Raw genomic sequence first — 24,767 nt, 5'->3', positions numbered from 1 at the left:
CCAACGCCACCAACGACGACGAACACGCCGTATCCACCGTCAACGCCCGCCCACGCAACCCCAACACATACGCAATCCGCCCCGACGCCACACTGATCGCCGAGCCGGTGAGCAGGTAGCCGGCCGCCGCACCGTCGCCGGCCTCGTGCAGGCGCGGGGTGTAGTCGGACGGGCTGGCGCCGATGAAGACACCGGTGTCGGTGTCGCGAAGCTCGTGCGGGTCGATCCCGGCCCGCTCCAGCGCCTCCCAGGCGACCTGGAGCAGCAGCCGCTGCTGCGGGTCGGTCGCGGTGGCCTCGCGCGGCGAGATGCCGAAGAACGCGGGGTCGAACTCGCCGACGCCGTCCAGGAACCCGCCGCGCCGGGTGGCGGAGGCACCGGCGAACAGCGTCTCCAGGTCCCAGCCGCGGTCGGTGGGGAAGTCGCCGGTCGCGTCCCGACCGCTCGCCACCAGCTCCCACAGCTCCTCCGGCGACGACACCCCGCCCGGGAACCGGCACCCCATCCCCACGATCACCACCGGGTCCTCCGCCACCGCCGCCTCCCGCACCGCCACCGGCCGCTCGGCGGGCTCGGGCGCGCGCAGTGCCTCGGTGAGCTCGACGGCGGTCGGGTGGCTGAAGAGCAGGCCGGCGGGCAGTTCGCGGCCGAGCGCCGCACCGAGCCGGTCGCGCAGCTCCACCAGGCCGAGCGAGTCGAGGCCGAGGTCCTTGAAGGAGGCCCGGGCGTCCACCCGCGCAGGGTCGGCGAAGCCGAGCACGGCCGCCAACTCGGCCAGCACCAGGGCGTCGAGCACGCCGTCCTCGGGGGTGCGCCGGGCCGGCTCGGGCGCGGACGGCCCAGCCGCCGGCTCAGCCGCCGGCTCAGCTGCCGGCTCCGCAGCCGGCTCCGCAGCCGGCTCCGCACCGGCCGTGGGCTGGGCCGCCCGATCCGCCCGCAGGTCGATCCAGTACCGCTCCCGCTGGAACGCGTACCCGGGCAGCTCCACCCACGGCCCGCCCGTCTCCGGGAAGGCTCGCGACCAGTCCAGCTCCACCCCGGCGGTGAACAGCCTGGACAGCCCGCCCCGCAGGTCACCGTCCTTGCCCAGGACCGGGATGTGCGCCGCCGCCGGACCGGTGATCTCCCGTCCCAGCCCGCTGAGCACCGTGCCGGGCCCCGCTTCCACGAACGCGCCGACGCCCAGCTCGCGCAGCCGCCGCACCGCATCGACGAACCGCACCGGCCGCCGGGCGTGCTCGAGCCAGTACTCCACCCAGAACTCCGCCCGGCCCCGCGCCCCGTCCTGCTCCGCCGCCTCCCCGAGCAGGTCACCGGTCACCGTGGAGACGAACGGCACCTCGGCCCGGTGGTACGCCAACTGCCGCAGCTCCGAGCCGAACTCCTCCAGCACCGGGTCCATCAGCGGCGAGTGGAAGGCCTGGCTGACGGCCAACCGGCGGTGCCGGAGCGCCAGTTCACCGCACCGGCGGGCCAGTTCGGCCAGCAGCTCGACCGGTCCGGCGACCACCACCGACTCCGGCCCGTTCACCGCCGCCACCACCGCCGAACCGCCCAGCTCCGCCAGCAGCGCGCTGACTTCGTCCTCGGCCGCGCCGACGGCCAGCATCCCGCCGCCGGCGGGCAGTGCGCCCATCAGCCGGCCCCGGGCGGCGATCAGCCGGGCGGCCGAGTCCAGGTCGAGCACGCCCGCCAGGTGCGCGGCCGCCACCTCCCCGATCGAGTGCCCCGCGACGAAGGCCGGTTCGACGCCGAGCGCGGCCAGTTCGCGTGCGGTGGCCACCTCGACGGCGAACAGGGCGGGCTGGGTGTACTCGGTGCGGTCCAGCAGCGCTGCCTCCGGGCTGCCGGGCTCGGCGTGGAGCAGCGGTTCGATCGGCTCGGGCAGCCAGGGCGCCAGCGCCTCGGCGGCCTCCGCCAGCGCCCGGCGCCAGCGGGCCGACTGGGCGGCCGGCCGCCGGGCCATGGCCGCGCGCTGGCTGCCCTGCCCGGGGAAGAGCAGCGCCACAGCGCCCTCCGCCGCCCTCCCGGTCAGCAGCCCGGGCGCGGGCCGGCCCTCGGCCAGCGCGTCCAGCGCAGCCCGCAGTTCCCCGGTGTCCTGCGTCCCGGCGATCGCGGCCCGTTCGTCGAACGCCGTCCGCCGGGTCGCCAGCGCCCGCGCCAGGCCCGGCGGCACCGCGGGCCCGGCGGTCTCCAGGCTCTCCCGCAGCCGAGCCGCCTGGGCCCGCAGCGCCGGACCGGTCCGGCCGCTGAGCAGGATCGGACCGGTCTCCTCCTCGCCTGCCCCGGCCCCGGAGCTCGCGGTTCGGGGTGCCTCGCCCAGCACCAGGTGGCAGTTGGTGCCGCCCATGCCGAAGGAGCTGACGCCCGCCAGCAGCGGCCGCTCGGGCCGGGGCCAGGCGCCGTTGCGGGTGCGCACCCGCAGCTTCCAGCCCTCCAGGTCGATCGCGGGGTTGGGCTGCTCGTGGTGGAGCGTCGCGGGCAGCTCCCGGCGCGCCACCGCCAGCACCGCCTTCAACAGGCCGGCGATGCCCGCGGCGCCCTCCAGGTGGCCCAGGTTGGTCTTGACCGAGCCGACCTCCAGGACCTCCGCCCCCGGCTCGGCCGACCGCGCCAGCCGGAGCCCGCGCGCCTCCACCGGGTCCCCGACCGGCGTGCCCGTGCCGTGCAGTTCCACGTACTGCAGCTCGCCGGGACGGACCCCGGCCGTGGCGCAGGCCTCGCTGATCACCTCCGCCTGAGCCCGCTCGCTGGGCACGGTCAGGCCCGGCCCGCCGCCGTCGTTGTTGACGGCGCTGCCGAGGATCACCGCGTGCACCCGGTCGCCGTCGGCGAGCGCGGCCGCCAGCGGCTTGAGCAGCACCAGGCCGGCACCCTCGCCGCGCACGTAGCCGTTGGCCCGCCGGTCGAAGGTGTGGCACCTGCCGTCCGGGGAGAGCCCGCCGAACTCGGCCACCGACGCGCTGCCGGCCGGGTCCACGATCAGGTTGACGCCGCCGGCCAGCGCCGTGGTGGACTCGCCCCGGCGCAGGCTCTCGCAGGCCAGGTGGACGGCGACCAGCGAGGAGGACTGCGCGGTGTCGACCACGATGCTCGGACCGCGCAGCCCCAGCACGTAGGAGACCCGGTTGGCGATGACACCCCTGGTGGTGCCGGTGAGGGTGTGCCGGCCCGGCCCGGCCGCGCGGGAGAGCGCGGCGTACTCGTCGGCGATCGAGCCGACGAAGACGCCGGTGGCGCCCCCGCGCAGCGTGGCGGGCAGCAGGCCGGCGTCCTCGATCGCCTCCCAGCTCAGCTCCAGCACCAGCCGCTGCTGCGGGTCCATGGCCGCCGCCTCGCGCGGTGAGATGCCGAAGAACTCGGGGTCGAAGCGGTCGATCGCGGGCAGGTAGCCGCCGAACCGCAGCCCGGGGTGCTCTCCCTCGGTGGCGCCGCCGCTGCGGCCCGCCCGGTCGGCGGGCCGCTCGGCCACCGCCGTGCGCCCTTCGCTGAGCAGCGTCCAGAGCGCGCGCGGGTCGGCCGCGCCGGGCAGCCGGCAGGCCAGACCGATCACCGCGATGGGCTCGGCCACCGGCCCCGCGAGAGCCCGGCCGTCCGCCGCCGTCGTGTTGCCGCTCACTGCCATCACACATCTCTCTCTCGACGAGCCAGGGGAGTTCGGGCCTGCGCGGGACGATCCACCGCAGGGCGATCCGCCGCGGGTGGTCCACCGCGGGAGGTCCGACCGGTCAGACGGGGCGCACCGCGAGCGCCGCGCACACGGCCTCGGCGACCTCTGACAGGCGCGGGGCCAGGTAGAAGTGGTCTCCGGGGAACACCCGGAAGCTGAAGGCGCCGGCGGCGTGGTCCTGCCAGCGCCGTGCCTGGGCGACGCTCACCAGCGGGTCGCGGTCGCCGACCAGCACGGTGACCGGACAGCCGACCCGGTCGGCCGGATCGGGCCGGTAGCCGCCCAGCGCCCGGTAGTCGGCGCGGAGCGCGGGGAGTGCCAGCTCCCGCAGGTCCTCGTTCTCCAGCACCGCCCGGGTGGTGCCGCCGAGCCGCAGCACCTCCTCGACCAGGGCGTCGTCGCTGCGCAGCAGCGCCGGGTCGACCCTGGTGAGCGCCGGGGCCCGGCCGCCGGAGACCAGCAGCGCATGCGGCACGGGTCCGTCGCCGCGCTCGCCGATCAGGGCGGCCTCCAGGGCCACCAGGGAGCCCATGCTGTGTCCGAAGTAGGCGACCGGCCCGTTGATCCGGTGCTGCGTCAGCTCCTCCAACGCTTGCCTGGCCAGCTCCCGCAGGTCCGGCACGACGGGCTCGGCCCGCCGCTCCAGCCGGCCCGGGTACTGGACGGCGAGCACCCGGACCTCGGGGGCGAGTGCCTTGGCCAGGGGCGCGAAGTAGCCGGCGGCGCCGCCCGCGTGCGGGAAGACGACCAGGGTGGGTGCGCCGTCCCGGGCAGGTGCGTACTGCCGCAGCCAGTCGCCGACCAGCACCGCGGCGGGCGCGCTCACGCCCTCGCCGCCGTCGCCCCGGCCGCCGTCCCTCCCGCGGACGCCCCGTCGTTCCCGGCGGCCGCCGCGCGCAGCCCGTCCAGTGCGGCCGTCAGTGCGGCGACCGTCCGCGGGTCGGCGTCCGGGCGCATCCGCTGGACGGCCAGCAGGCTCCACACCACGGTCTCCCGGAGGTGGGCGGGCGCGCCGTGCACGTCGTCGTGCTCCAGCAGCCGCAGGTCCGCCACCTCCGCCCGCAGGCGGTCCGCGTCCGCGGGCGGGATGATCTCGTCGCGCAGCGCGACCACCGTCGCCAGCGGAATCCGCAGCCGGGACAGCGCGTCTTCCTCCAGCGCCAGTTCGCGCAGTCCGCGGTAGGCGTCGGCGGTGGGCAGGCCGGCCAGGTGGGCCAGCGTGTCGCGGGTGATCCGGGGCACCCGGGACTGCCAGTCGGCGTCGGTGAAGAAGTCGCGCACCGGGATGCCGTTGCCGACGATTCCCCGGATCCGCGGATCGCGCAGCGCCGCGCCGATCGCCAGGTGCCCGCTGAAGCTGAGTGCCAGCAGGTAGCTGTTCGCCACCTCGGCCCGGTCCGCGACGGCGTCCAGGATCGCCGGGAAGAGCCGGGCGCTCTCCCGGTCGTAGCGCAGCGGGTTCTCCCCCACGCCGGGCAGTTCGGCCACCACGCCCGCCATCCCGAAGGAGGCGATCTGCGGCAGGTGGGGACCCCACTGCTCCTTGGTGCTGACGATGCCGCCGGTCATCACCAGCAGCGGGCGCGGCCGTTCGGCGGAGAGGCCGGTGGTCCAGACCCGCACCGGGGTGCCGCCGACGTCGACGGTTTCCGCGGTGATCTCCGGGTGCTCGGCCCGCCGCCAGCGGTCGAAGGCGTCCACGGCGCGGCGCAGCGCCTCCGCCCGGGCCGGTCCGTCGACGTACGGGAACCGGCCCAGGGTGTAGAACTGGCAGGCGGTGAGCAGGTCGCCCTCCGTCTCGAACCGTTCGCCGGCCACGATCCACTCGTGTGCCCAACCGCCGGGCCCGTAGCCGGTGTCGGTGGTGATCCGGTCCAGCACGCCGTCGTAGCGGTCGGCCGGCAGCTGCTGCGAGATCGCGTGGGCGACCACGAACCGCTTCAGCTCGGCCAGGTCGTTGCTCATATCAGGCCCTCCAGGGCGTCCTTGATCCCGGTCAGCACTTCGGCGCCCTCCGCGCCGTCGATCACCCGGTGGTCGAAGGTGAGCGAGAGCCGCAGCACCGGCGCCACCACCACCGCGCCGTGCCGGGCCACGGGCCGGTCGGCGATCCGTCCGACGCCCAGCGTCACCGTGGTCCCGCCGACCGAGTGGAAGCCGTCCACGGCCGAGTTGCCGAGCGAGGTGACGGCGAAGGTGCCGGTCACCACCGGGCGCAGCTCCAACCGGTCGGCGGTCGCCCGGAAGCGCTGCACCGCCTCCGCCGGGGGCAGCGCGCGCAGCGCCCGGATCGGGGCGAACTCCGGTGAACTGTCGGGGTCCTCGGCCGCCACCCGGTCCAGGTGCCGCTGGACGTCGGCAAGCGTGGCCTGCCGCAGGCCGGGAATCACGGTGGCCAGCACCACCCGGCGGCCGTCCAGCTCGCGGTCCAGCGTGACCTTGGCGCTGACCTCCTCGAACTCGGCGACCTGCGGGTCGAGTCCGGGCAGCACCGCGCTGTTGGCCTGCGGGTGCCGGGCCAGCACCCCCGCGGCCGCGTGCACCACGTGGGCCACCACCGAGTGCCGGACGCCCTGTTCACGGGCCCGTCGGCGGGCGGCCACCAGGGCGGTGGCGTCGACCTCGGTGTCCAGGTGTACGGGAGCGAACTCGCGGATCTGGTCCAGGAAGAGGAGCGTGTGGCGCCGCTGGGACGGGAACGGGCCGATCTGTACGCCGTCTCCGGAGGCCGGCTCGGCGCTCACCGGGTCGCCAACTCGTAGACGGTGCCCAGGGTGCGGACCTCCAGCAGGTCGGGCAGTGAGAGCTGCCGGGCCACCCGGCGCTCCAGGAGAATCAGCACATTGAGCAGCTGGACCGAGTCCCAGCCTGGCAACTGGTCGAAGTCGACGGCCAGTTCGGCCTCGGTCACGGGCAGGCCCAGTTCGTCGCGGACCAGCGCGGCGAACTCGGCCCGGGTGAGCAGGGTGGTCATCTCAGTTCCCCTCCGGGGTGTGCTCCGCCGCCCGGCCGCCGTCGGCCGGGCGTTCCAGGGCGATGCCGGCCCTGATCCACTTGCTGGACTCGACCGCCACCGCGATCGCACGGGACGGACCGGTCATCTCGGCGAGCAGGTTCTCGAGTTGGAAGAAGAGCAAGGCGTTGCCGGTGTTGCCGGTGTCACCGACCCGACTGACCTCCACCGCGCCGGGCAGCTCCAGCCGCTCGGTGATCCGGCGGGTCATCGCCACCGACAGCTGGGGCGGCAGCAGGTAGCCGATCTCCTCGCGTTCCCAGCCGAGCTCGTCCAGCAGGTCGTCCACCGCCTGCTCGGCCAGCACCGGCACCCACTCCTCGATCGCCTTGTAGTCCTCGTTGGCGGGCGCCGCCGGGCCGGCCTTCAGGTCGGCCTGCCCGTACCAGTTGAGGACCTGCCCGGGCTCCCGGTCCAACCCGGACAGCCGGGTCGCCACCGCGCGCAGCTCCGGTGCCCCGGGCCGTTCCAGGGTGCTGAGCACGGCCGCCCCGGCGCCGTCGCCGAACAGCACGTAGTTCACCAGCTCGCCCGGCGGCAGCGCCGCCAGGTCGGCGGTGACGTCGTAGTGCTTGGCGATCACGTCGCCGCCCAGCACCAGGGCGGTCCGGTGCCGCCCGGTGCGCAGCAGCGCACTGGCCACCTCGAAGGTCTGCACCGCTCCCGAACACCCGGACTGCAACTGGAAGGTGGGGATGTCGTCGATCCGCAGCCGGTCCGCGATCACATTGACCGTGGCCGGCATCAGCTGGTCCGGCGTCGCGGTCCCGAGCACCATCACGTCCACGTCCTGCGCGGAGAGCCCGGCCCGCGCCAGCGCCTCCTCGGCGGCCGCCGTCCCCAGATCCGCCAGCGACTGGCGCGGACGCCCCGACTCCAGGTCGATCGCCAGATGCCGGGTGCGGGTACCGATGAAGGCGTCGACCCACTGCTCCCAGAGCCGGTCCATCCCGAACCGCCGGGCCAGCGCCCCGGTATCGATGGCCGGTCCCGGCAGCGCCGTCCCTGCGGACAGCACACGCACCACGGACTCACCCACGGGCTCTCCCCCTTGTCACCACCGAGCGGCAGCCCGCCTGCTGCCGGGCGCCGGTTCCTGTGGGGGACGCTAGGAGCACGGACTAAACCGGGTCTTAGACCCTGGCGGAAGGCCTGTCGTCACCGCTGGTCACCGCCGGGGCGGCCGGTGGTGGAGCCGGGCCCGGGCCCTGGCGGCGCAGGTCCGGCACCGGCTGCCGCTGCGACCACCGGGTCACCGCCTCCCGACCCGCGGCGGCGCCGGCCGCGCTTCTCCGGAGGGTATTTTTCCGATCGGATGATGTAACGCCTGCGGCTGTCCGGACCGTCATAGGGCGGTAGGTCCGGACGGGAGTGGTGATGGCCAGGAACAGCAGCGGCAAGGGTGCGGCGTCGGAGGAGGAGTTCGTGGAGTTCGCGGCGGCCCGGTCGGGTCCGTTGTTCCGCTCGGCGTACTTCCTGACCGGCGGTGACAAGCACCTGGCCGAGGACTTGGTGCAGGAGACCCTGGGGCGGATGTTCGCGCAGTGGCACCGGGTGGACCGGCTGGGCCGGCGGATCGCCGATCCGGCGGCCTACGCGCAGACCGTGCTGGTGCGTCAGTTCCTCAGCCACCAGCGGCGGCGCAGCACCGGTGAGCGGCCCTCGGCGCTGCTGCCGGACCGGGTGGCGCCGGAGGCGGATCCCAGCCTGCGGATCGCCCTGACCGAGGCGCTGGCGCAGCTGGCCCCGAAGGACCGGGCGGTGCTGGTGCTGCGCTACTGGGAGGACCGCAGCGTCGAGGAGACGGCGGCCATGATGCGCGCCAACGTCGGCGCCGTCCGGGCCCGCAGCAGCCGGGCGCTGGTCAAGCTGCGCGCGCTGCTCGGCGACTCGCTGGCCGAGCTGGCCATCCGCTGACCGTCGCCCGCCGTCCACACACGAACACATCTTCCGAGAAACGGTGAACCGCATGCACCCCGACCCCCAGCCCGACGAGGAGTTCGAGGCCGACCTGGTCCTGGCCTTCGGGCGGGCCGCCGACGACGTGGGCGTCACGTCCGACCCGCTGGTGACCGGCGGCCTGGCCCGCGGGCGGACCCGCCGGCGCCGGCGCCGGATCGCGGCGGTCGGCGGCGGCTGCCTGGCCCTGGCGGTGCTGGCCGGCGGCGCCCTGGCCGCCAACTCGCTCTCCACCCCGCTGCCGGTCGCCACCACGCACGCGCTGGCCGACGCCGACGCGGCCTCTCCCCCGCCGCCGCACCTGGACAAGGGGGTGAACATCCTGCTGATCGGCCTGGACGGCGTCCGCGCGCCGGACGGCAGTGCGCTGCCCGCGCCGTTCATCCGGGACCAGCTGCACGCCGCTCCGGCCGCCGATCCGAACGCGCAGGTCTCCGACACCCTGGTGATGCTGCACCTGCCGGCGGGCGACGGCCCGGTCACCGGGATGTCGCTGCCGCGCGACGCCATGGTGCCGACCCAGGGCCTGGACGGCGGCGAGCACAAGCTCGGCACGGTCTACTCGCTGGCCCAGCAAGCCGCCGTCGAGCAGGGCATGAAGGCCGGCCGCACCCCCGCGCAACTGCGGGCGAAGGGCCAGGAGGCCGGCCGGGCGGCCGTCATCACGACCGTTCAGCACCTGCTGGGCGTGCCGGTCGACCACCTGGTCGAGATCGACATGGCCGCGTTCTACGACATCGCCCAGGCCGTCGGCCCGATCGACGTCTGCCTCAACCAGGCGACCCAGGACCGCTACTCGGGGGCCGACTTCCACGCCGGTCGCAACACCCTGGACGCCGCCCAGGCGCTCGCCTTCGTCCGCCAGCGGCACGGCGTCGGCGACGGCTCCGACCTGAGCCGGCTCCGCCGCCAGCAGGCCTTCCTCAGTGCCGTGCTGCACACCCTGAAGCAGCAGGGCGTGCTGACCCAGCTCGACAAGGCCGACCACCTGTTCGCCGCGGTGGGCGGCCTGATCACGGTGGACGCGGGCTGGAACCCGCTCGACCTGGCCCGCCAGGTGCCGGCGCTGCTGGACGCCCGGACCGTCTTCACGACGATGCCGGTCGGCGGCGAGGTGATGGCCCAGGACGGCGGCGCGACGGTGGACGGCCTCCGGGTCGACCCGGCCGCCGTCCAGCAGGCGGCGAAGGGTGCGCTCTCGGACCCGGCACCCGCCGCACCGGCACCGCGGAGCGCGGACGGCGTGCCCTGCGTGGACTGACCGCCCCTCAGGCCGCCGCCTCGCCCTCGGTGTCGATGTGCGGGAGCAGCCGGTCCAGCCAGCGCGGGGTCCACCAGGCGCGGTGGTCGAGCAGCACCATCACGGCGGGCACCAGCAGCAGCCGCACCACGGTGGCGTCGATCAGCACGCTGACGGCAAGGCCCAGGCCGAGCATCTTCACCACGATGTCGTGGCTGAGGATGAACGCGGCGAAGACGCTCACCATGATCAGCGCCGCGCAGGTGATCACCCGGGCGGTGATCCGCAGGCCGTGCGCGACGCTGTCCCGGCCGTGGCCGGTCTTCAGCCAGAACTCGTGCACCCGGGAGACCAGGAAGACCTCGTAGTCCATGCTCAGCCCGAAGACGATGGCGAACATGATCATCGGGGTATAGCTCTCGATCGGCACGGTGCCGGCCACCCCGAGCGCGGGGCCGCCCCAGCCCCACTGGAAGACCGCGACCAGCACCCCGTAGGAGGCGGCGATCGACAGCAGGTTGAGCACCGCCGCCTTCACCGCGACCAGCAGGCCGCGGAAGACCGCCAGGATGATCAGGAAGGCCAGCCCGACCACCACCGCGATGATCACCGGGAGCCGGCGGGCCATCAGTTCCACGAAGTCCAGCTGGGCGGCGGTGCTGCCGGTGAGGTAGCTCTGCGCGCCGGTGCCCGCGACGGCCTGCGGCAGCACGTCCTTGCGCAGGCGGTCGAAGAGCTCGGTGGTCTGCCGGGCCTGCGGGCGGGTGGCGGAGACGGCGGTGCCGGTGAGCAGGTTGCCGTTGCCGGTGGCCTGCAGCGGGCTGATGCTGGCGGCACCGGGCACGTCGGTGAGCGCCTGCTGGAGCGAGCCGGCCAGCGCCTGGCGGTTGTTCTGCGGCACCTGGGACTGGTCGATGACGATGGTCAGCGGGCCGTTGGCGCCGGGGCCGAAGCCGGTGCTGATCAGGTCGTAGGCGCGCCGGTCGGTGAAGCTGGTCGGGTCGGCGCCGTCGTCGATGTGGCCGAGCCGCAGCGAGAAGAGCGGGATCGCCAGCACCCCGACCAGCACCACGCCGGCGCTCAGGAACCACCAGGGCCGGCGGGCCACGGTGCGGGCGTAGCGGAAGAGCACGCCCTCCTCGCCGGCCGTCTCCTCGGCGATCGGCGGGCGCACCCGCAGGGTGTCGATCCGCCGCCCGACCAGGCCGAGCAGCGCGGGCACCAGGGTGAGCGCACCGACCACGGCGGTGGCGACGGTGACGGCGGCGGCCGCGCCGAGCTTGCCGATGAAGGAGATCCGCGAGACGTACAGCCCGGCGAGCGCGACGATCACCGTGCAGCCGGAGACCAGCACCGCCCGCCCGCTGGTGGTGGCGGCCCGCCCGGCGGCCTGCTGCGGGGTGGCGCCGTCCATCAGCTGCTGGCGGTGACGGGTGGTCAGGAAGAGCGCGTAGTCGATGCCGACGCCCAGGCCGATCATGGTGGCCAGGGTCGGCGAGACCGTGCCGAAGGTGAAGGCCCGGGCCAGCAGGGCCAGGCAGCTCAGTCCGACGATCACACTGATCAGCGCGGTGACCAGCGGCAGCCCGGCCGCGAGCACGCTGCCGAAGCCGATCAGCAGCACCACGACGGCGACCGCGAAGCCGATCGCCTCGCTGGTCAGGTCGGTCGCCTTGGGCCGGTCCAGCTCGCCGAGCGACCCGCCGTACTCGACCTGCACCCCGGCCGCCCGCAGCGGGGCGACGGCGGAGTCGACCCCGCCGATGTACGACTGCTCGAAGGAGGACGGGTTCTCGTCGAACCGCACGGTGATGTAGCCGATCCGGCCGTTGCCCGAGAGCGCCGGGGCGGGCTGGCCGGGCTGGGCGGGCAGCGGGCTCTGCGCCGAGGTGACGTGCGCCAGCGTGCCGAGCGTGCCGACAACCTGGTCGACCTGTGCCTGCGCGTCGGTCAGCGGCCCGTTCGGGTCGGAGAGCACCACCTGCGCGCTGAAGCCGCTGACCGCGGGGGCGTTGGCGGTGAGCAGGTCCTGGGCCGTCTTGGACTGGGTGCCGGGCAGCTCGAAGTCGTCCGAGTAGGTGCCGCCGACGCTGCTCTGCAGCCCGTGCAGCACGCCGAGCGCGGCGAGCCAGGCCAGGACCACCACCACGGACCGGCGGGCGCACCACTGGCCCAGCCCGCGCAGGCCGCGCGCCCGGGGTGCCGGTGGCGCCGTCGACCGCTTCTCGTCCATACGGACAAGGGTCGGAGATCGGCGCGCCGCCAGGGCGCGGGCGCGACCGGGGGCCACTCGAACGAGCGACCGGCGCTTGGCCGCATCCGGGACCGGAGCAGGTGCTTCCGGCTCCGTGGGTGCCGTCTGCTTCGATAGGAGGCGTTGATCCACCGCTGTAGCGAGAGGAGCAGGTCCTGAACACGTCCCTTGCCGAAACCCTGTCCATCGTCCTGCTGGCCGCCGTGCTGGTCTGCGCCGTGGTCCGGCCGCGCGGTCTGCCGGAGGCGGTGGTCGCGGTGCCGGCGGCCGGGATCGTGATCGCCTGCGGGGCGATCACGCCCGCCCACGCGCTGGAGGAGGCGAACCAGCTCGGCCCGGTGATCGGGTTCCTGGCCGCCGTGCTGGTGCTGGCCCAGCTCTGTGACGACGAGGGGCTGTTCCAGGCCTGCGGCGCCTGGATGGCCCGCACGGCGGTGGGGCGGCCGCGGCGCCTGCTGGTGCAGGTGTTCGCGGTCGCCTCGGTGATCACCGCCGTGCTGAGCCTGGACGCCACCGTGGTGCTGCTGACGCCGGTGGTGTTCGCCACCGCCGGCCGGCTCGGCGCCCGGCCGCGGCCGCACGTCTACGCCTGCGCGCACCTGTCGAACACCGCCTCGCTGCTGCTGCCGGTCTCCAACCTGACCAACCTGCTGGCCTTCGCGACCAGCGGACTGAGCTTCACCCGGTTCGCGGCCCTGATGGCGCTGCCGTGGCTGGTGGCGATCGGCGTGGAGTACGCGGTGATGCGTCGGTTCTTCGCCGCCGACCTGGACGCGGGCACCGAGGCCCCGGCCGACGGGCCGATGCCGGAACTGCCGCTCTTCGCCCTGCTCACCGTGGCGGGCACGCTGGCGGGCTTCGTGCTGGCCTCCGCCCTCTCCATCGACCCGGCCTGGGCGGCCTTCGCCGGCGCCCTGGTGCTGGCCGGCCGCGCCCTGGCCCAGCGCCGCACCACCCCGCGGGCGCTGCTGCGCTCGGCGGCCGTGCCGTTCCTGGCCTTCGTGCTGGCGCTGGGCATCGTGGTCCGGGCGGTGGTCGACAACGGCCTCGCCTCGGGCCTGGCGCACCTGCTGCCGCACAGCACCTCGCTGGCGGCGCTGCTGGGCATCGCGGGGCTGGCGGCCCTGCTGGCGAACCTGATCAACAACCTGCCCGCCACCCTGGTGCTGCTGCCGCTCACCGCGCCGATCGGGCCGGGCGCGGTGCTGGCCGTCCTGCTGGGCGTCAACATCGGGCCCAACCTGACGTACGCGGGCTCGCTGGCCACCCTGCTCTGGCGGCGGATCCTGCGCGCCCACGACACCGACGTCCCGCTGCCCGAGTTCACCCGGCTTGGCCTGCTGACGGTGCCGCCCGCGCTGCTGGCGGCGGTCACGGCGCTGTGGGGGGCGCTGCAGGTCGGGTGAGCCCGGGCGGGCGGGGCGGGTCAGACCGGGGGCAGGGCGTAGACCTTGTCGTCCGCGAGCGAGGGGCCGAGCACGTAGGCGGTGGCGAGCCAGGGCTCCGGCCCGTCCTGGTCGGCGTCCACCACGGGCGCGGTGTACGGCCCGCTGACCAGCCGCGCGGCGGCCACCTCGCGGCGGAACCGCTCGCGGAACTCCCGGTCCTCGGCGAGCTCGCTGCGCACCACCTTGACGGCGACGGTCCGCCCGCCCGCCGAGCGGGCCAGGTACACCCGGCCCATCCCGCCCGCGCCCAGCCTGGCGAGCAGGCGGTACGGGCCGATGGCCGCCGGATCGGCGGGTTCCAGTGGCTGGAAGGACATCTGACGGCTCCCCCTGCACGGCGCCGTCTCCGGTCCCCGTCACGCTGACGGCCCGTCGGCACTCGCTGACCGCAGATGGTAGGGCCTGCACCGGGTCGGGTACGAGCGGGCGCGGCGGGCGCAGGGTGCTACGGCCGGGCGTAGGGACGGGTCATGATCTCCATGTTGTGGCCGTCCGGATCCGGGAAGTAGGCGCCGCGGCCGCCGAACAGGTCGTTGGTGCGGTGGGGTTCGGTGTGGGAGGGGTCGGCGAAGTAGGTCACGCCGGCGGCTTCCAGGCGGGCGATGGCGGTGTCGAAGGCGGCCTCCGGGACCAGGAAGGCGTAGTGCTGGCCCTGGATCGGCTCGTCGCGCTTCTGGTAGTAGTCGAGGGTGACCCCGTTGCCGAGGTCGAGCGGGAGGAACGGGCCGAACGGGGCGCCGACTTCCAGGCCGAGGACGCCGGCGAGGAACTCGGCGGAGAGGTGGCGGTCGCTGGCGTGGACGATGGTGTGGTTGAGCTGGATCTCGTTGCTGGGCACGGGTGTGGCCTCTCCGGTCGGGCGGACGGTGTGGTCGGCGGGGACGCGGAGGGGAGGGCGGGCCGCGGGCCGGCCCCGGGCTCACGCCGGGGCCGGGCGCCTCACTCGTGCGTGGCCCATGGCCGACCCGGCAGTCACCCGGCCGACCTTACTGACCGTCAGGACACGGAGCAACCCCCGGGCCACGGGCCCGCGTAGCCGTCGGCGAAGTTGCGGGCGTAGGCGGGGTGGTCGCGCAGTTGGGCGAGGCGGGAGAGCTGCAGGCGGTACAGGAAGGCGGCGTCGCGTTCGGCCGGGTCGGGGCTGTGCAGCAGGTGGAGCATCCAGTGCGAGAACTCCTGGGCGCGCCAGATGTCGGGCAGCCGGGCCGCCGAGTAGCCGGCCGGGGCGCCGGCGTCCCCCTGGTAGTGGGCGATCAGGCGACGGGAGAGTTCGGCCGCGTCGGCGATGGCGAGGTTCATGCCCTTGCCGCCCGCCGGGGAGATGACGTGCGCCGCGTCGCCCGCGAGCAGCAGCCGGCCGGACTGCATGGGTTCGGTCACCACGCTGCGCATGTCCACCATCGACTTCTCGATCAGCGGGCCCTCCCTGAGCACCGTCTCGTCCATGTCGAGCCGGCGGCGCAGGGCCGTCCAGATCCGCTCGTCCGGCCAGTTCTCCACCCGGTCGCCGACCGGGCACTGGAGGTAGAAGCGGCTCACCTCGGGGGTGCGCAGCATGTGCCCGGCGAAGCCGTCCCGGTGCAGGGCGTAGACGATCTCCTCGGTGGCGGGCGGGGTCTCGGCGAGCACGGCGAGCCAGCCGAACTCGTGGCGGCGCTCGTGCGCGGTCAGCCGGTGGGCCGCGGTGGTGCGGCTGACGCCGTGGAAGCCGTCGCAGCCGGCCACGAAATCGCACTCGATCTCCAGCGGCTCCTCCCCCGCCTCCGGCAGCGGCTCGCAGCGCACCAGTGCGCGGTCGCCGTCCAGGCCGGTCACGGCGACGGCCGGATGCGAGAAGTGCGCCCGGCCGCCGAGGTCGAGGTGGGCGGTGATCATGTCGCGGACCAGGGCCTGCTGCGGGTAGACGTGGTGGGCGCGGCCGCCGGCCAGCTCCCGGTAGGGCACCGAGAACCGCTCGCCCCGGTGCCGGAACTCGCAGCTGCCGTGCACCGTGCCCTCCTCGCGCAGCCGGCCGGCCAGACCGAGGGCGTCGAGCAGTTCGACGGTGCGGTGCTCGATCAGCCCGGCCCGGGCGCGCGACTCCACGTGGGCCCGGCTGCGGCTCTCCACCACCACGGTGTCGATGCCCGCCTGCTGCAGCGTGTTCGCCACCACCAGCCCGGCCGGTCCGGCGCCGACCACGGCGACTCGGGTACGGATGCGCACGTCGTTCCCCTCCCTGGGCGCGAGGGCGCGGACGGCCCCCGCTGATCGTCGGGGACCAGTCTGACGGAGCCTCACCCCGCCGTGGGGCGGTCAGGTGCGCGGCGGGTGCGCGCCGGTGGCGCCGTCCAGCTCCTCGCGCATGATGTCCAGGTGGCCGGCGTGCCGGGCGGTCTCGGTGATCATGTGGATCAGCACCCAGCGCAGCGTCACCTCGGCGCCGTGCCAGGCCGTTCCGAGGTGGTCGAGCTCGTGGGCGGCGATCGTCTCGTCGGCGCAGGCGCGGGCCCGGGCGTAGAAGGCCAGCACCTCGGCGGTGGTCTCCTCCGGCTCGATCCGCAGGTCGGAGCTCTCGTCCACGTCCATGTCGAACGGCAGCGGGCCGGTCTCCAGGCCGAAGGTCTGGCGGAACCAGCCCAGTTCGGCGCCGCCGAGGTGCTTGACCAGGCCGAGCAGGCTGTTGCCGGAGGGGCCGATCGGGCGGCGCAGCTGCTCGTCGTCCAGGCCCTCCAGCTTCCACAGCACCGCCTCGCGGTAGCGGTCCATGGCGGCCTGGAGGCTCTCCTTCTCACTGCCGGTGTACGGCACGCGTATCGTCATCCGGGGACCGTACCAGCCCCGGCCGACGAAGCCGCAGCGCCGGCCGGGGCGCTGTGTCCGTGGGAGGATCCCGACCGACCGTCCCCGATCCGCCGGAGGCCCCGCCGATGACCGCCCTGCCGCTCGACGGCATCACCGTGCTCAGCGTCGAACAGGCCGTCGCCGCGCCCTTCGCGACGCGCCAGCTGGCCGACCTCGGCGCTCGGGTGATCAAGGTGGAGCGCCCGGGCGAGGGCGACTTCGCGCGGCGCTACGACACGGCGGTGCACGGGCAGTCCAGCTACTTCGTCTGGGTCAACCGGTCCAAGGAGTCGGTCACCCTGGACCTGAAGTCGCCCCGGGGGCGCGAGCTGCTGGAGCGGCTGCTGGCCCGGGCCGACGTCTTCGTGCAGAACCTCGCCCCGGGCGCGGCGGCCCGCCTCGGCCTGGACAACGCCGCGCTGGCGCGGCGGTACCCGGCGCTGATCCCGTGCACGATATCCGGCTACGGCACCACCGGCCCCTGGGCCGACCGCAAGGCCTACGACCTGCTGATCCAGTGCCAGACCGGCCTGGTCTCGCTCACCGGCACCCCGGAGGAGACCGCCCGGGCCGGCATCTCGGTGGCCGACATCGCGGCCGGCATGTACGCCTACTCGGGCGTCCTGGCCGCGCTCTTCGCCCGGGCCACCACGGGAACGGCGCGGGCGGTGGAGGTCTCGCTCTTCGAGGCGCTGGCCGAGTGGATGGGTCAGCCCGCCCACTACACCCGCCACCGCGGCGAGCAGCCGCCGCGGATCGGCACCCGGCACGCCACCATCGCCCCCTACGGCGCCTTCCCGACGGCGGACGGCGGCCAGGTGCTGCTGTCGATCCAGAACGAGCGGGAGTGGCTGGCGCTCTGCCGCGACTTCCTGGGCCGGCCCGGGCTGGCCGCCGATCCGCGGTTCGCCACCGGCCCCGACCGGGTGGCGAACCGGGCCGAGCTGGACGCCCTGGTCGCCGAGCGCTTCCTGCGCGGCACGGCCGGGGAGGCGATGGCGGCGCTGGAGGCGGCGGGCATCGCCAACGCCGGGGTGAACGACGTCCGCGCCTTCCTCGACCACCCGGTGCTGGCGGCCCGCGGCCGCTGGTCCGAGGTGGCCGTGCCGGGTGCCGTGGTGCCGGCGCTGCGCCCGCCGGCCGACCTGGCGGGCGTGGAACCCCGGATGGACCCGGTGCCGGCCCTCGGCGAGCACACCGACCGGGTGCTCGCCGAGCTGGGCCTGACGCCCGGGGAGATCGCCGGGCTGCGCGCGGCGGGGGTGGTCTGACGGCCGGTCAGGTGTGCAGCCACTCCCCCGGAACCGTCTCCCGCAGGGCGGCCAGCGCCTGCGGGGTGCGGGCCAGCGCCTGCACGCAGAACGAGTTGAGCTCGCGGATCAGCAGGTCGGGGCCGGTGAACCAGCGCAGGTCGCGGCCGAAGCCGGGCAGCTCCTGGAAGAGCTCGCCCAGGCACTCGCCGGTGCCGTCGGTCTCCAGCGAGTCGGTGAGCTCGCCGGGCGCGTGCACCGCCTCGGACATCACCATCTCCACGCAGGCCTCGGTCAGGCTCTCCTCCCAGGGCTCCCAGCGCTCCTGCGAGCGGTCGGCCAGGTCGGGGCGGAGCACGGTGCCCGGGTCGGCGCCGGCCAGCTCGGCCAGCGGGATGCCCCAGCAGGCGGCGCCCTGGTTCTCCACCCGGTAGACCAGCGCGCCGTCCAACAGGTGCAGGTCGGCGGGGGCGAGCAGCTGGTCGTGGCTGCCGGTCAGGTCGGCGCGCCGGCCGAACCGCAGGTGCGCCTCGCGCAGCGGGCCGGGCAGCCGCACTCCGAGCCGGCGCTCCGCCGCGTCCAGCTCGTCGGGCGCCACACCGTCGCCGGGGGCCAGCGGCCGGGACCAGTGCGCCGCGAACCCGGCGATGAACGGCCAGGCCTCGGCGCGGTCGCGCCGGACCTTCAGCAGGCCCTCGCGCAGGTCGAACGTCTCTGTCATGCTCCGAACCCTAAGCGGGCCGGCTGACACGCTGTCAGGCCACCCCTCCCCCGAGAACGAGGCCCCTGGTGCGCCCGCCCCAGGCGGCCACGGCGGGGCCGGCCGTGCCGAGGGCGGCGAAGGCCAGGCCGAGTACGCACCAGCCCCAGCGGCCGCCGCCGAGGCAGAGCGCGGTGAGCAGGGCGGGGCCGATCGCCTGGCCGAGGTCGAAGCCGAGGCCGAGCAGGCCCTGGTACTGGCCCTGGGCATGGTCGGGGGCGAGGCCGAAGCCGAGTGCGAAGCCGGCCGAGCTCTCCCAGATCTCGCCGAGGCTGTGCAGCCCGATCGCCGCCACCAGCAGCGCCGGCGCGGCCCAGCCGGGCACGTCGGCGGCCAGCGCCATCAGCGGGCAGCTGACCAGGAAGAGCAGCCCGGCCCGGCGGAACGCCGCCCCGCCCTGCTCCGGGCTCTCGATCCGGGAGCCGAGCCGGGCCTGCAGCAGTACGCAGACCGCGGCGTTGAGCGCGGAGACGGCGGCCACCGTCCAGCGCGGCGCGTCGGTGTGCGCGGCGATCCAGATCGGCAGCACCAGCGAGACCACCGTGTACTGCAGCCCCATCGCCCCGTGCAGCGCGGCGAAGCAGACGAACGCCCGGTCGCCGAGTGCGGCGAACCGCGGCCCGGAGCGCGGCGGCTCGGGCAGCGGCGGGTAGTTCGGCACCCGGAGCAGCAGCAGGCCGCAGAGCAGGTAGCTGCCCGCGTTGGCGAGCACCAGCGCGGTGTAGGCGGCGGGGCTGTCGATCTGCACGGCGAAGCCGGCGCCGACGGTGCCGAGCACCACGCCCAGGTTGGTCCAGGTCCGCAGCCGGGCCCGGAAGGCGGCCGGCCGGTCGCCGCCGACCCGGCCGATCACGGCGCCCCTGGCCGCGTTGTTGGCGCAGAGCGCGAGCAGGTCCAGGGTGGCGACGGCGGTGAAGGCGGCCCAGCCGCGCACCGCGAGGAAGGCCAGCATGGTGAGGGTCTGGGCGGCCAGCGTCGCGAGCATCACGGTGCGCGGCCCGCGCCGGTCGGCCAGCCGCCCGGCGGGCACGCCGGCCACCAGGCCGACCAGTCCGGCGATGGTCAGCCCGAGGCCGACGCTCGCCGCGGAGAGGTGGACGACCCGGGTGAAGTAGAGCGCGGCGGCGGTGTTGAAGAGCCCGTTGCCGACCCGGTTGGTGAAGCTGGAGAGGATCAGCGCCCGCTGCTCGGGCGCCGCCGGCAGCAGCCTGACGGTACGTCCCCCAGCATCCCCCACGTTGATCATATGGGCAGATTAACAGCCAGCACGGATACCGTTCGAGCACACCCGAAGCGCCGCCGTCCGGGCGAATCCCGCCGCGTCCTCACCGGTCCGCCGGCCGGTTCGCCCGACCATCTGACCATGACCGCCCGAGCCGCCGCCGCGCACCGCCGCCCGATCGCCGCCCTGCTCACCGCGGGCCTGCTGCTGGGCGGTCTGCTGACGGGCGGTCAGCTGGCGGCCCCGCAGCCCGCCCGGGCCGACGACACCACCATCGCCACCGAGACCATGCGCACCGCCTGGGACTCCGGCGAGCCGGGCCTGGCCCCGGCCCAGGTCTCCAGCTCCGACTTCGGCCAGCAGTTCGCCACCCCGGTGGACGGCCAGGTCTACGCCCAGCCGGTGGTGGTCGGCGGCACGGTGGTGGTCGGCACCGAGAACGACAACGTCTACGGCATCGCCGCCGCCGGCGGCGCGGTCACGTGGTCCCGCTCGCTGGGCGCGCCCTGGCCGGCCTCGGCGATCGGCTGCGGCGACCTGGTGCCCAACCTGGGCATCACCGCCACGCCGGTGGCCGACCCGGCCACCGGCACCGTCTACCTGACCGCCAAGGTCAACGACGGCCCGGACACCTCGCACCCGCACTGGTACCTGCACGCGCTGAACGCGGCCACCGGCGCCGAGCGCAGCGGCTGGCCGGTGGTCATCCAGGGCGCCCCGGTGAACGACCCGGCGCACCCCTTCGACCCGTTCTCGGTCAACCAGCGCCCGGGCCTGCTGCTGCTCGGCGGCTCGGTCTACGCGGCCTTCGGCGGGCAGTGCGACCTCGGCAGCTACACCGGCTACCTGGCGGGGGTGAACACCGGCACCAGGGCGGTCACCCTCTGGTCCACCGAGAACGCCTCCTCCAGCGCCAAGGCGGGCATCTGGATGTCCGGCGGCGGCCCGGTCTCGGACGGCGCGGGGCGGATCTTCGTCACCACCGGCAACGGGGTCTCGCCGCCCGCCGGGCCCGGCACCGCCCCGCCCGGCACCCTGGCCGAGTCGGTGGTCCGACTGGGCGTCAACAGCGACGGCTCGCTCTCCGCCCAGGACTTCTTCAGCCCCTCCAACGCGCCCACCCTGGACCAGAACGACACCGACCTCGGCTCCGGCGCCCCGCTCGCCCTGCCCTCCCCGGCCTTCGGCACCGCCGCCCACCCGCACCTGATGGTGCAGGTCGGCAAGGACGGCCGGATCTTCCTGCTGGACCGCGACCACCTCGGCGGCCGCTCCCAGGGCCCCGGCGGCTCGGACGCGGTGCTCGGCACGACCGGCCCGTACGAGGGGGTCTGGGGCCACCCGGCCGCCTTCGGCGGCACCACGCCCTACGTCTACCAGGTGGGCAGCCGGGGCCCGCTGCGGGTACTGGCTTACGGCACCACCGGCGGCGGACAGCCCGCGCTGACCCAGACCGCGGCCAGCAACGAGACCTTCGGCTACACCTCCGGCTCCCCGGTGATCACCTCCACCGGCTCCGACCCGTCCACCGCACTGGTCTGGGTCGAGTACAGCGACGGCAGCAACGGCGCCAACGGCCAGCTGCGCGCCTACGACGCCGTGCCGGTCAACGGCACCATGCACCTGCGCTACTCCACGCCGATCGGCACCGCCTCGAAGTTCGCGGTACCGGCCACCGACGGCGGCCGGGTCTTCGTCGGCACCCGGGACGGCCGGCTGCTCGCCTACGGCCGCCCGAACAGCTCGGCGCTCACCGGGCAGCCGGTGGACTTCGGCAACGTGGCGGTCGGCGCCACCGGCAACGCCACCGCGACCATCACCGCCAACCGGACCGTCACCCTGACCTCGGTGACCACCGCCGCCCCGTTCAGCACCCCGGCGCTGACCGCGCCGGTCACCCTGACGGCCGGCCAGTCCTACCGGGCACCGGTCTCCTTCTCCCCCACCGCACCCGGCCCCGCGGTCGGCCAGCTGACCGTCGGCACCACGGCGGGCAGTGACGGCCTGGCGCTGACCGGCTACGGCACCCGGCCCGGACTGACCCCCAGCCCGGGCGGCCTGGACTTCGGCGAGGTGCCGACCGGCACCTCCCGCACCCTCGGGGTGACCTTCACCAACACCGGCACCGCCGCCGAGACGGTCGGCGCGAGCAGCCCGCCCGCCGCCCCGTTCCACGCCACCGGCCTGCCCGCGGCGGGCACGGTGCTGCAGCCCCGGCAGTCCGTCACCGTCCAGGTCGCCTACACGCCGACGGCGGCCGGCGACGACTCCGGCAGCCTCTCGGTCACCAGCACCAGCGGCACCAGCACCGTCGCGCTCACCGGCAGCGCGGTGACCGGGCAGGCCGTGCTCACCCTGACCCCGGCGAGCACCGACTACGGCGCGGTCCGGGTCGGCGACTCGGCCGCCGCCACCTTCGACGTCGCCAACACCGGCAACATCCCGCTCACCATCACCAAGGCGGCGCCGCCCGCCGCGCCGTTCACCACCAGCAACCCGCTGAGCGAGGGCCAGGTGCTCGGCCCCGGGCAGGTGATCCACCAGAGCGTCACGGTCACCCCGACCGCCACCGGCCCGATCACCGGCAGCTACCAGATCACCTCCGACGACGGGCGCGGCCCGCAGGCCGAGACCCTGACGGCCACCGGCACGGTGCCGACCGGCGACGTGGTGCTGCCCACCCCCGGCGCGGGCGGCTGGCAGCTGAACGGCAGCGCCCGGCTGGCCGGCGCCGACCTGACGCTCACCCAGGCCACCTCCTACCAGACCGGCTCGGCGGTCTTCCCGACCCCGGTGCTGACCAGCGGCCTGCACGCCTCCTTCACCGCCGTGCTGGGCGGCGGCACCGGCGCCGACGGCGAGACCTTCAGCCTGCTCGACCCGGCCACCAACACCTCCGGCGCGCTTGGCTACGGCGGCGGCGGACTCGGCTGGGGCGGCCTGGCCGGCGTGGCGGTCACGCTGGACACCTACAAGAACGGCAACGACCCGTCGAACAACTTCGCCTCGATCGCGATCAAGGGCACGAAGGACCTGTTCACCTACGCCCAGACCAACAGCGGCATCCCCGACCTGCGCTCCGGGCCGCACCAGGTCTCGGTGACGGTCAGCGGCACCACGGTGACGGTCGCCCTGGACGGCGCGAAGGTGCTCGGCGCCGCCGTGCCGAGCCTGCCGCCGGCCGCGCTGGTCGCCTTCACCGGTGCGACCGGCCAGCTCACCGACATCCACACCGTGCGCGGCGCGGCGGTCTCCGCGGCGGGCTACGCGCTGGCGCCGCCCGGCCCGGCCGCCTGGACGCTGAACGGCTCGGCCAAGCTGAACGGCGCCGACCTGGTGCTCACCCCGGCCGCGGTGAACCAGGCGGGCAGCGCCTTCGACCGCACCCCGATCACCGGCGCCCGGCTGCACGCGCACTTCACCGCGCAGATCGGCGGCGGCACGGGGGCCGACGGGCTGGCGCTGGTGCTGCTGGACGCGGGCAAGGCCGGGCCCGCCTCGCTGGGCTTCGCCGGCGGCGGGGTCGGCTGGGGCGGGCTGCCGGGCCCGGCCGTGGTGCTGGACACCTACCAGAACCCCGGCAGCCCGTCGAACAACTTCGTCGGCATCGCCACCAGCGGCGTCCGCGACCACCTGACCTGGGCGGCTACCTCCACGGCCGTGCCGAACCTGCGCCAGGGCACCCACACCGTGGACGTGACGGCGACCTCCGCCGGACACCTGCGGGTCGCGGTGGACGGCAAGCTGGTGCTGGACACCCCCGTGGCACTGCCGCCGACCCTGCTGGTCGGCTTCTCCGCCGGGACCGGCGCGGCCACCGACGTGCATACCGTCCGCAACGTGACGATCGGTTACTGAGGGAGCGTGTTCACCGTGCGCAGAGCAGCAGCAGCCCTTCTCCTGGCGCTGGCCGCGGCCGTGACGGCCGCCGGGTGCGCGGACCGGCCGGCGCCGCGGTTGGCGCCGGCCGCCGCGGCCACGCCCGCGCCGCTGTCGGTGCAGGTGGTGGACACCGACAGCATCGGCCGGGTGCTGGCCGACCTGGACGGCCACACCCTCTACTTCGACGACCAGGAGCGCGGCGGCAGCGTGCTCTGCCTCGGCGGCTGCACCGCCGCGCGGCCCCCGCTGCTGCACCCGCCGGGCGAGCCGCTGCGGCTGCCGACGGGGCTGGCTGGCACCCTGAGCCTGGTCACCCGGCCGGACGGACAGCACCAGCTGGCCTACGACGCGCACCCGCTCTACACCTTCACGGGCGACAAGCAGCCGGGCGACGTCAACGGCGGCGGGCAGCACTGGCACCCGGTGCAGCCCGCCAACGCCAACGGCAGCCACTGACTCACCCCTTGGTCGGGACCACCACCACCTTGGTCACGGTGCCGTCCTCGCCCACCAGTTCGTTCAGCTCGCGGAAGCCCAGCCGGCGGCAGAGCGCCAGGCTCGCGGTGTTCCCGGCCCCGACCAGGCCGTAGACCTCGGTCAGGCCGAGGCCGTCGCCGGCGTAGTCGATCAGGCCGCGGACCACCTCCACGCCCAGGCCCTGCCGCCAGAAGGCGGGGGCCAGGGCGGCGACCGCCTCGTGACCCGGCACGTTGCCGGTGGGCTTCAGCTCGGCGTGACCGGCGTACCGGCCGTCGAGCCACAGGCCCCAGACGTCGAACATCGCCTTGGGGTAGACCTCGCCGAGGATGGCTCGGAACAGGGTCCGCAGGTCGGCCTCGGGCACCAGGTCCTGGCCCATCCAGCGGCACACCTCCTCGTTGCGCAGGAGTCCGACGAACTCGTCCTCGTCCTGCGGGCGGTAGGGAACGAACTCGAGGCGCTCGGTCTTCAGCAGGGGGGTCATGCGGGACTCCTCGGGTGGTGGGGGCGGCGGGTTCCGGGCGGCCGTCAGACCGCCTCCGGCGCCGCGGCCGCCTGCTGCTCCATCCGCTCGCGCAGGCTGCGCGGGCGCATGTCGGTCCAGACCTCGTCCACGTACGCGGTGCACTCGGCCTCGGTGCCCTCGGGGCCGGCCTGCTGCCAGCCGGCCGGGATCTCCAGGGCGGCGGGCCAGAGGGAGTACTGCTCCTCGTCGTTGCGCAGCACGCGGTAGCGGGTGTTCTCGTCCATTGCGGGTCTCCTCACA

Annotated in this window: 20 protein-coding genes and 1 pseudogene; 6 read left to right on the top strand and 15 right to left on the bottom strand. The window is 75.0% G+C overall.

Annotation, left to right across the window (positions count from 1 at the left end):
* The 6 genes from ACFYNO_RS36845 to ACFYNO_RS36820 all read right to left on the bottom strand — a co-directional run.
* A partial coding sequence (locus ACFYNO_RS36845) for a type I polyketide synthase (RefSeq protein ID WP_388022057.1) occupies positions 1-3,619 on the bottom strand: 3,619 nt, incomplete at its 3' end.
* A gap of 109 nt (positions 3,620-3,728) precedes the next feature.
* Positions 3,729-4,496, bottom strand: coding sequence for a thioesterase II family protein (locus tag ACFYNO_RS36840; protein ID WP_388022056.1), 768 nt, complete (start codon positions 4,494-4,496; stop codon positions 3,729-3,731).
* A complete protein-coding gene (locus tag ACFYNO_RS36835) occupies positions 4,493-5,635 on the bottom strand; it encodes an alpha/beta fold hydrolase (RefSeq protein ID WP_388022055.1) in 1,143 nt (380 codons plus the stop codon). The genes ACFYNO_RS36840 and ACFYNO_RS36835 overlap by 4 nt, the downstream gene beginning before the upstream one ends.
* Positions 5,632-6,414: a 2-oxo acid dehydrogenase subunit E2 gene (locus ACFYNO_RS36830; protein ID WP_388022053.1), complete on the bottom strand. Its 783-nt coding sequence runs from the start codon at positions 6,412-6,414 to the stop codon at positions 5,632-5,634. Before ACFYNO_RS36830 ends, ACFYNO_RS36835 begins: the two co-directional genes overlap by 4 nt.
* Positions 6,411-6,644, bottom strand: a complete 234-nt coding sequence (locus ACFYNO_RS36825) for an acyl carrier protein (protein WP_388022051.1) — start codon at positions 6,642-6,644, stop codon at positions 6,411-6,413. Before ACFYNO_RS36825 ends, ACFYNO_RS36830 begins: the two co-directional genes overlap by 4 nt.
* Position 6,645: 1 nt before the next feature.
* Entirely contained in the window at positions 6,646-7,722 is a 1,077-nt protein-coding gene (locus ACFYNO_RS36820; protein WP_388022049.1) for a 3-oxoacyl-ACP synthase III family protein, read from the bottom strand.
* Positions 7,723-8,060: 338 nt separating this feature from the next.
* On the opposite strand from ACFYNO_RS36820, the gene ACFYNO_RS36815 reads away from it, so the two are divergent.
* Both ACFYNO_RS36815 and ACFYNO_RS36810 read left to right on the top strand, forming a co-directional pair.
* Positions 8,061-8,600, top strand: coding sequence for a SigE family RNA polymerase sigma factor (locus ACFYNO_RS36815; RefSeq protein WP_388022048.1), 540 nt, complete (start codon positions 8,061-8,063; stop codon positions 8,598-8,600).
* Between the two features lie 52 nt (positions 8,601-8,652).
* Positions 8,653-9,903 carry an LCP family protein gene (locus ACFYNO_RS36810; protein WP_388022046.1) on the top strand — a complete coding sequence of 417 codons (1,251 nt, stop codon included), beginning with the start codon at positions 8,653-8,655 and terminating at the stop codon, positions 9,901-9,903.
* A 7-nt stretch (positions 9,904-9,910) separates the two neighbouring features.
* Here ACFYNO_RS36810 and ACFYNO_RS36805 read toward each other — a convergent pair whose 3' ends face one another.
* A complete protein-coding gene (locus ACFYNO_RS36805) occupies positions 9,911-12,115 on the bottom strand; it encodes an MMPL family transporter (protein WP_388022045.1) in 2,205 nt (734 codons plus the stop codon).
* A gap of 176 nt (positions 12,116-12,291) precedes the next feature.
* On the opposite strand from ACFYNO_RS36805, the gene ACFYNO_RS36800 reads away from it, so the two are divergent.
* Positions 12,292-13,542: an arsenic transporter gene (locus ACFYNO_RS36800; protein WP_388022059.1), complete on the top strand. Its 1,251-nt coding sequence runs from the start codon at positions 12,292-12,294 to the stop codon at positions 13,540-13,542.
* A 50-nt stretch (positions 13,543-13,592) separates the two neighbouring features.
* On the opposite strand, the pseudogene ACFYNO_RS36795 reads toward ACFYNO_RS36800, so the two are convergent.
* The 4 genes and pseudogenes from ACFYNO_RS36795 to ACFYNO_RS36780 form a co-directional block, all read right to left on the bottom strand.
* Positions 13,593-13,901 (bottom strand): annotated as a pseudogene (locus tag ACFYNO_RS36795) (serine/threonine protein kinase); the annotation flags it as partial.
* A gap of 128 nt (positions 13,902-14,029) precedes the next feature.
* The gene (locus ACFYNO_RS36790) at positions 14,030-14,422 is read right to left on the bottom strand and encodes a VOC family protein (RefSeq protein WP_388022043.1); all 393 of its coding nucleotides are present in this window, start codon (positions 14,420-14,422) and stop codon (positions 14,030-14,032) included.
* A gap of 158 nt (positions 14,423-14,580) precedes the next feature.
* A complete protein-coding gene (locus ACFYNO_RS36785; RefSeq protein WP_388022042.1) occupies positions 14,581-15,789 on the bottom strand; it encodes a 4-hydroxybenzoate 3-monooxygenase in 1,209 nt (402 codons plus the stop codon).
* A gap of 90 nt (positions 15,790-15,879) precedes the next feature.
* Positions 15,880-16,386, bottom strand: coding sequence for a DinB family protein (locus ACFYNO_RS36780; protein WP_388022041.1), 507 nt, complete (start codon positions 16,384-16,386; stop codon positions 15,880-15,882).
* 107 nt (positions 16,387-16,493) lie between these two features.
* Here ACFYNO_RS36780 and ACFYNO_RS36775 point away from each other — a divergent pair, with 107 nt between their 5' ends.
* Positions 16,494-17,678 carry a CaiB/BaiF CoA transferase family protein gene (locus tag ACFYNO_RS36775; protein WP_388022040.1) on the top strand — a complete coding sequence of 395 codons (1,185 nt, stop codon included), beginning with the start codon at positions 16,494-16,496 and terminating at the stop codon, positions 17,676-17,678.
* 7 nt (positions 17,679-17,685) lie between these two features.
* Here ACFYNO_RS36775 and ACFYNO_RS36770 read toward each other — a convergent pair whose 3' ends face one another.
* Both ACFYNO_RS36770 and ACFYNO_RS36765 read right to left on the bottom strand, forming a co-directional pair.
* On the bottom strand, positions 17,686-18,378 hold the full coding sequence (locus ACFYNO_RS36770; RefSeq protein ID WP_388022039.1) for an SMI1/KNR4 family protein: 693 nt from the start codon (positions 18,376-18,378) through the stop codon (positions 17,686-17,688).
* 34 nt (positions 18,379-18,412) lie between these two features.
* Positions 18,413-19,663 carry an MFS transporter gene (locus tag ACFYNO_RS36765; RefSeq protein ID WP_388022038.1) on the bottom strand — a complete coding sequence of 417 codons (1,251 nt, stop codon included), beginning with the start codon at positions 19,661-19,663 and terminating at the stop codon, positions 18,413-18,415.
* Between the two features lie 117 nt (positions 19,664-19,780).
* Here ACFYNO_RS36765 and ACFYNO_RS36760 point away from each other — a divergent pair, with 117 nt between their 5' ends.
* Positions 19,781-23,497: a choice-of-anchor D domain-containing protein gene (locus ACFYNO_RS36760; protein WP_388022036.1), complete on the top strand. Its 3,717-nt coding sequence runs from the start codon at positions 19,781-19,783 to the stop codon at positions 23,495-23,497.
* Between the two features lie 15 nt (positions 23,498-23,512).
* The gene (locus tag ACFYNO_RS36755; protein ID WP_388022034.1) at positions 23,513-23,977 is read left to right on the top strand and encodes a hypothetical protein; all 465 of its coding nucleotides are present in this window, start codon (positions 23,513-23,515) and stop codon (positions 23,975-23,977) included.
* A 1-nt stretch (position 23,978) separates the two neighbouring features.
* Here ACFYNO_RS36755 and ACFYNO_RS36750 read toward each other — a convergent pair whose 3' ends face one another.
* A complete protein-coding gene (locus ACFYNO_RS36750; RefSeq protein ID WP_388022033.1) occupies positions 23,979-24,485 on the bottom strand; it encodes a GNAT family N-acetyltransferase in 507 nt (168 codons plus the stop codon).
* Between the two features lie 44 nt (positions 24,486-24,529).
* Entirely contained in the window at positions 24,530-24,751 is a 222-nt protein-coding gene (locus ACFYNO_RS36745; protein WP_388022031.1) for an MbtH family protein, read from the bottom strand.
* Positions 24,752-24,767 lie beyond the last annotated feature (16 nt).

It is taken from the genome of Kitasatospora sp. NPDC006697 (assembly GCF_042869935.1).
Lineage (GTDB): Bacteria > Actinomycetota > Actinomycetes > Streptomycetales > Streptomycetaceae > Kitasatospora.
This window is presented reverse-complemented; position numbering and strand designations above follow the sequence as displayed.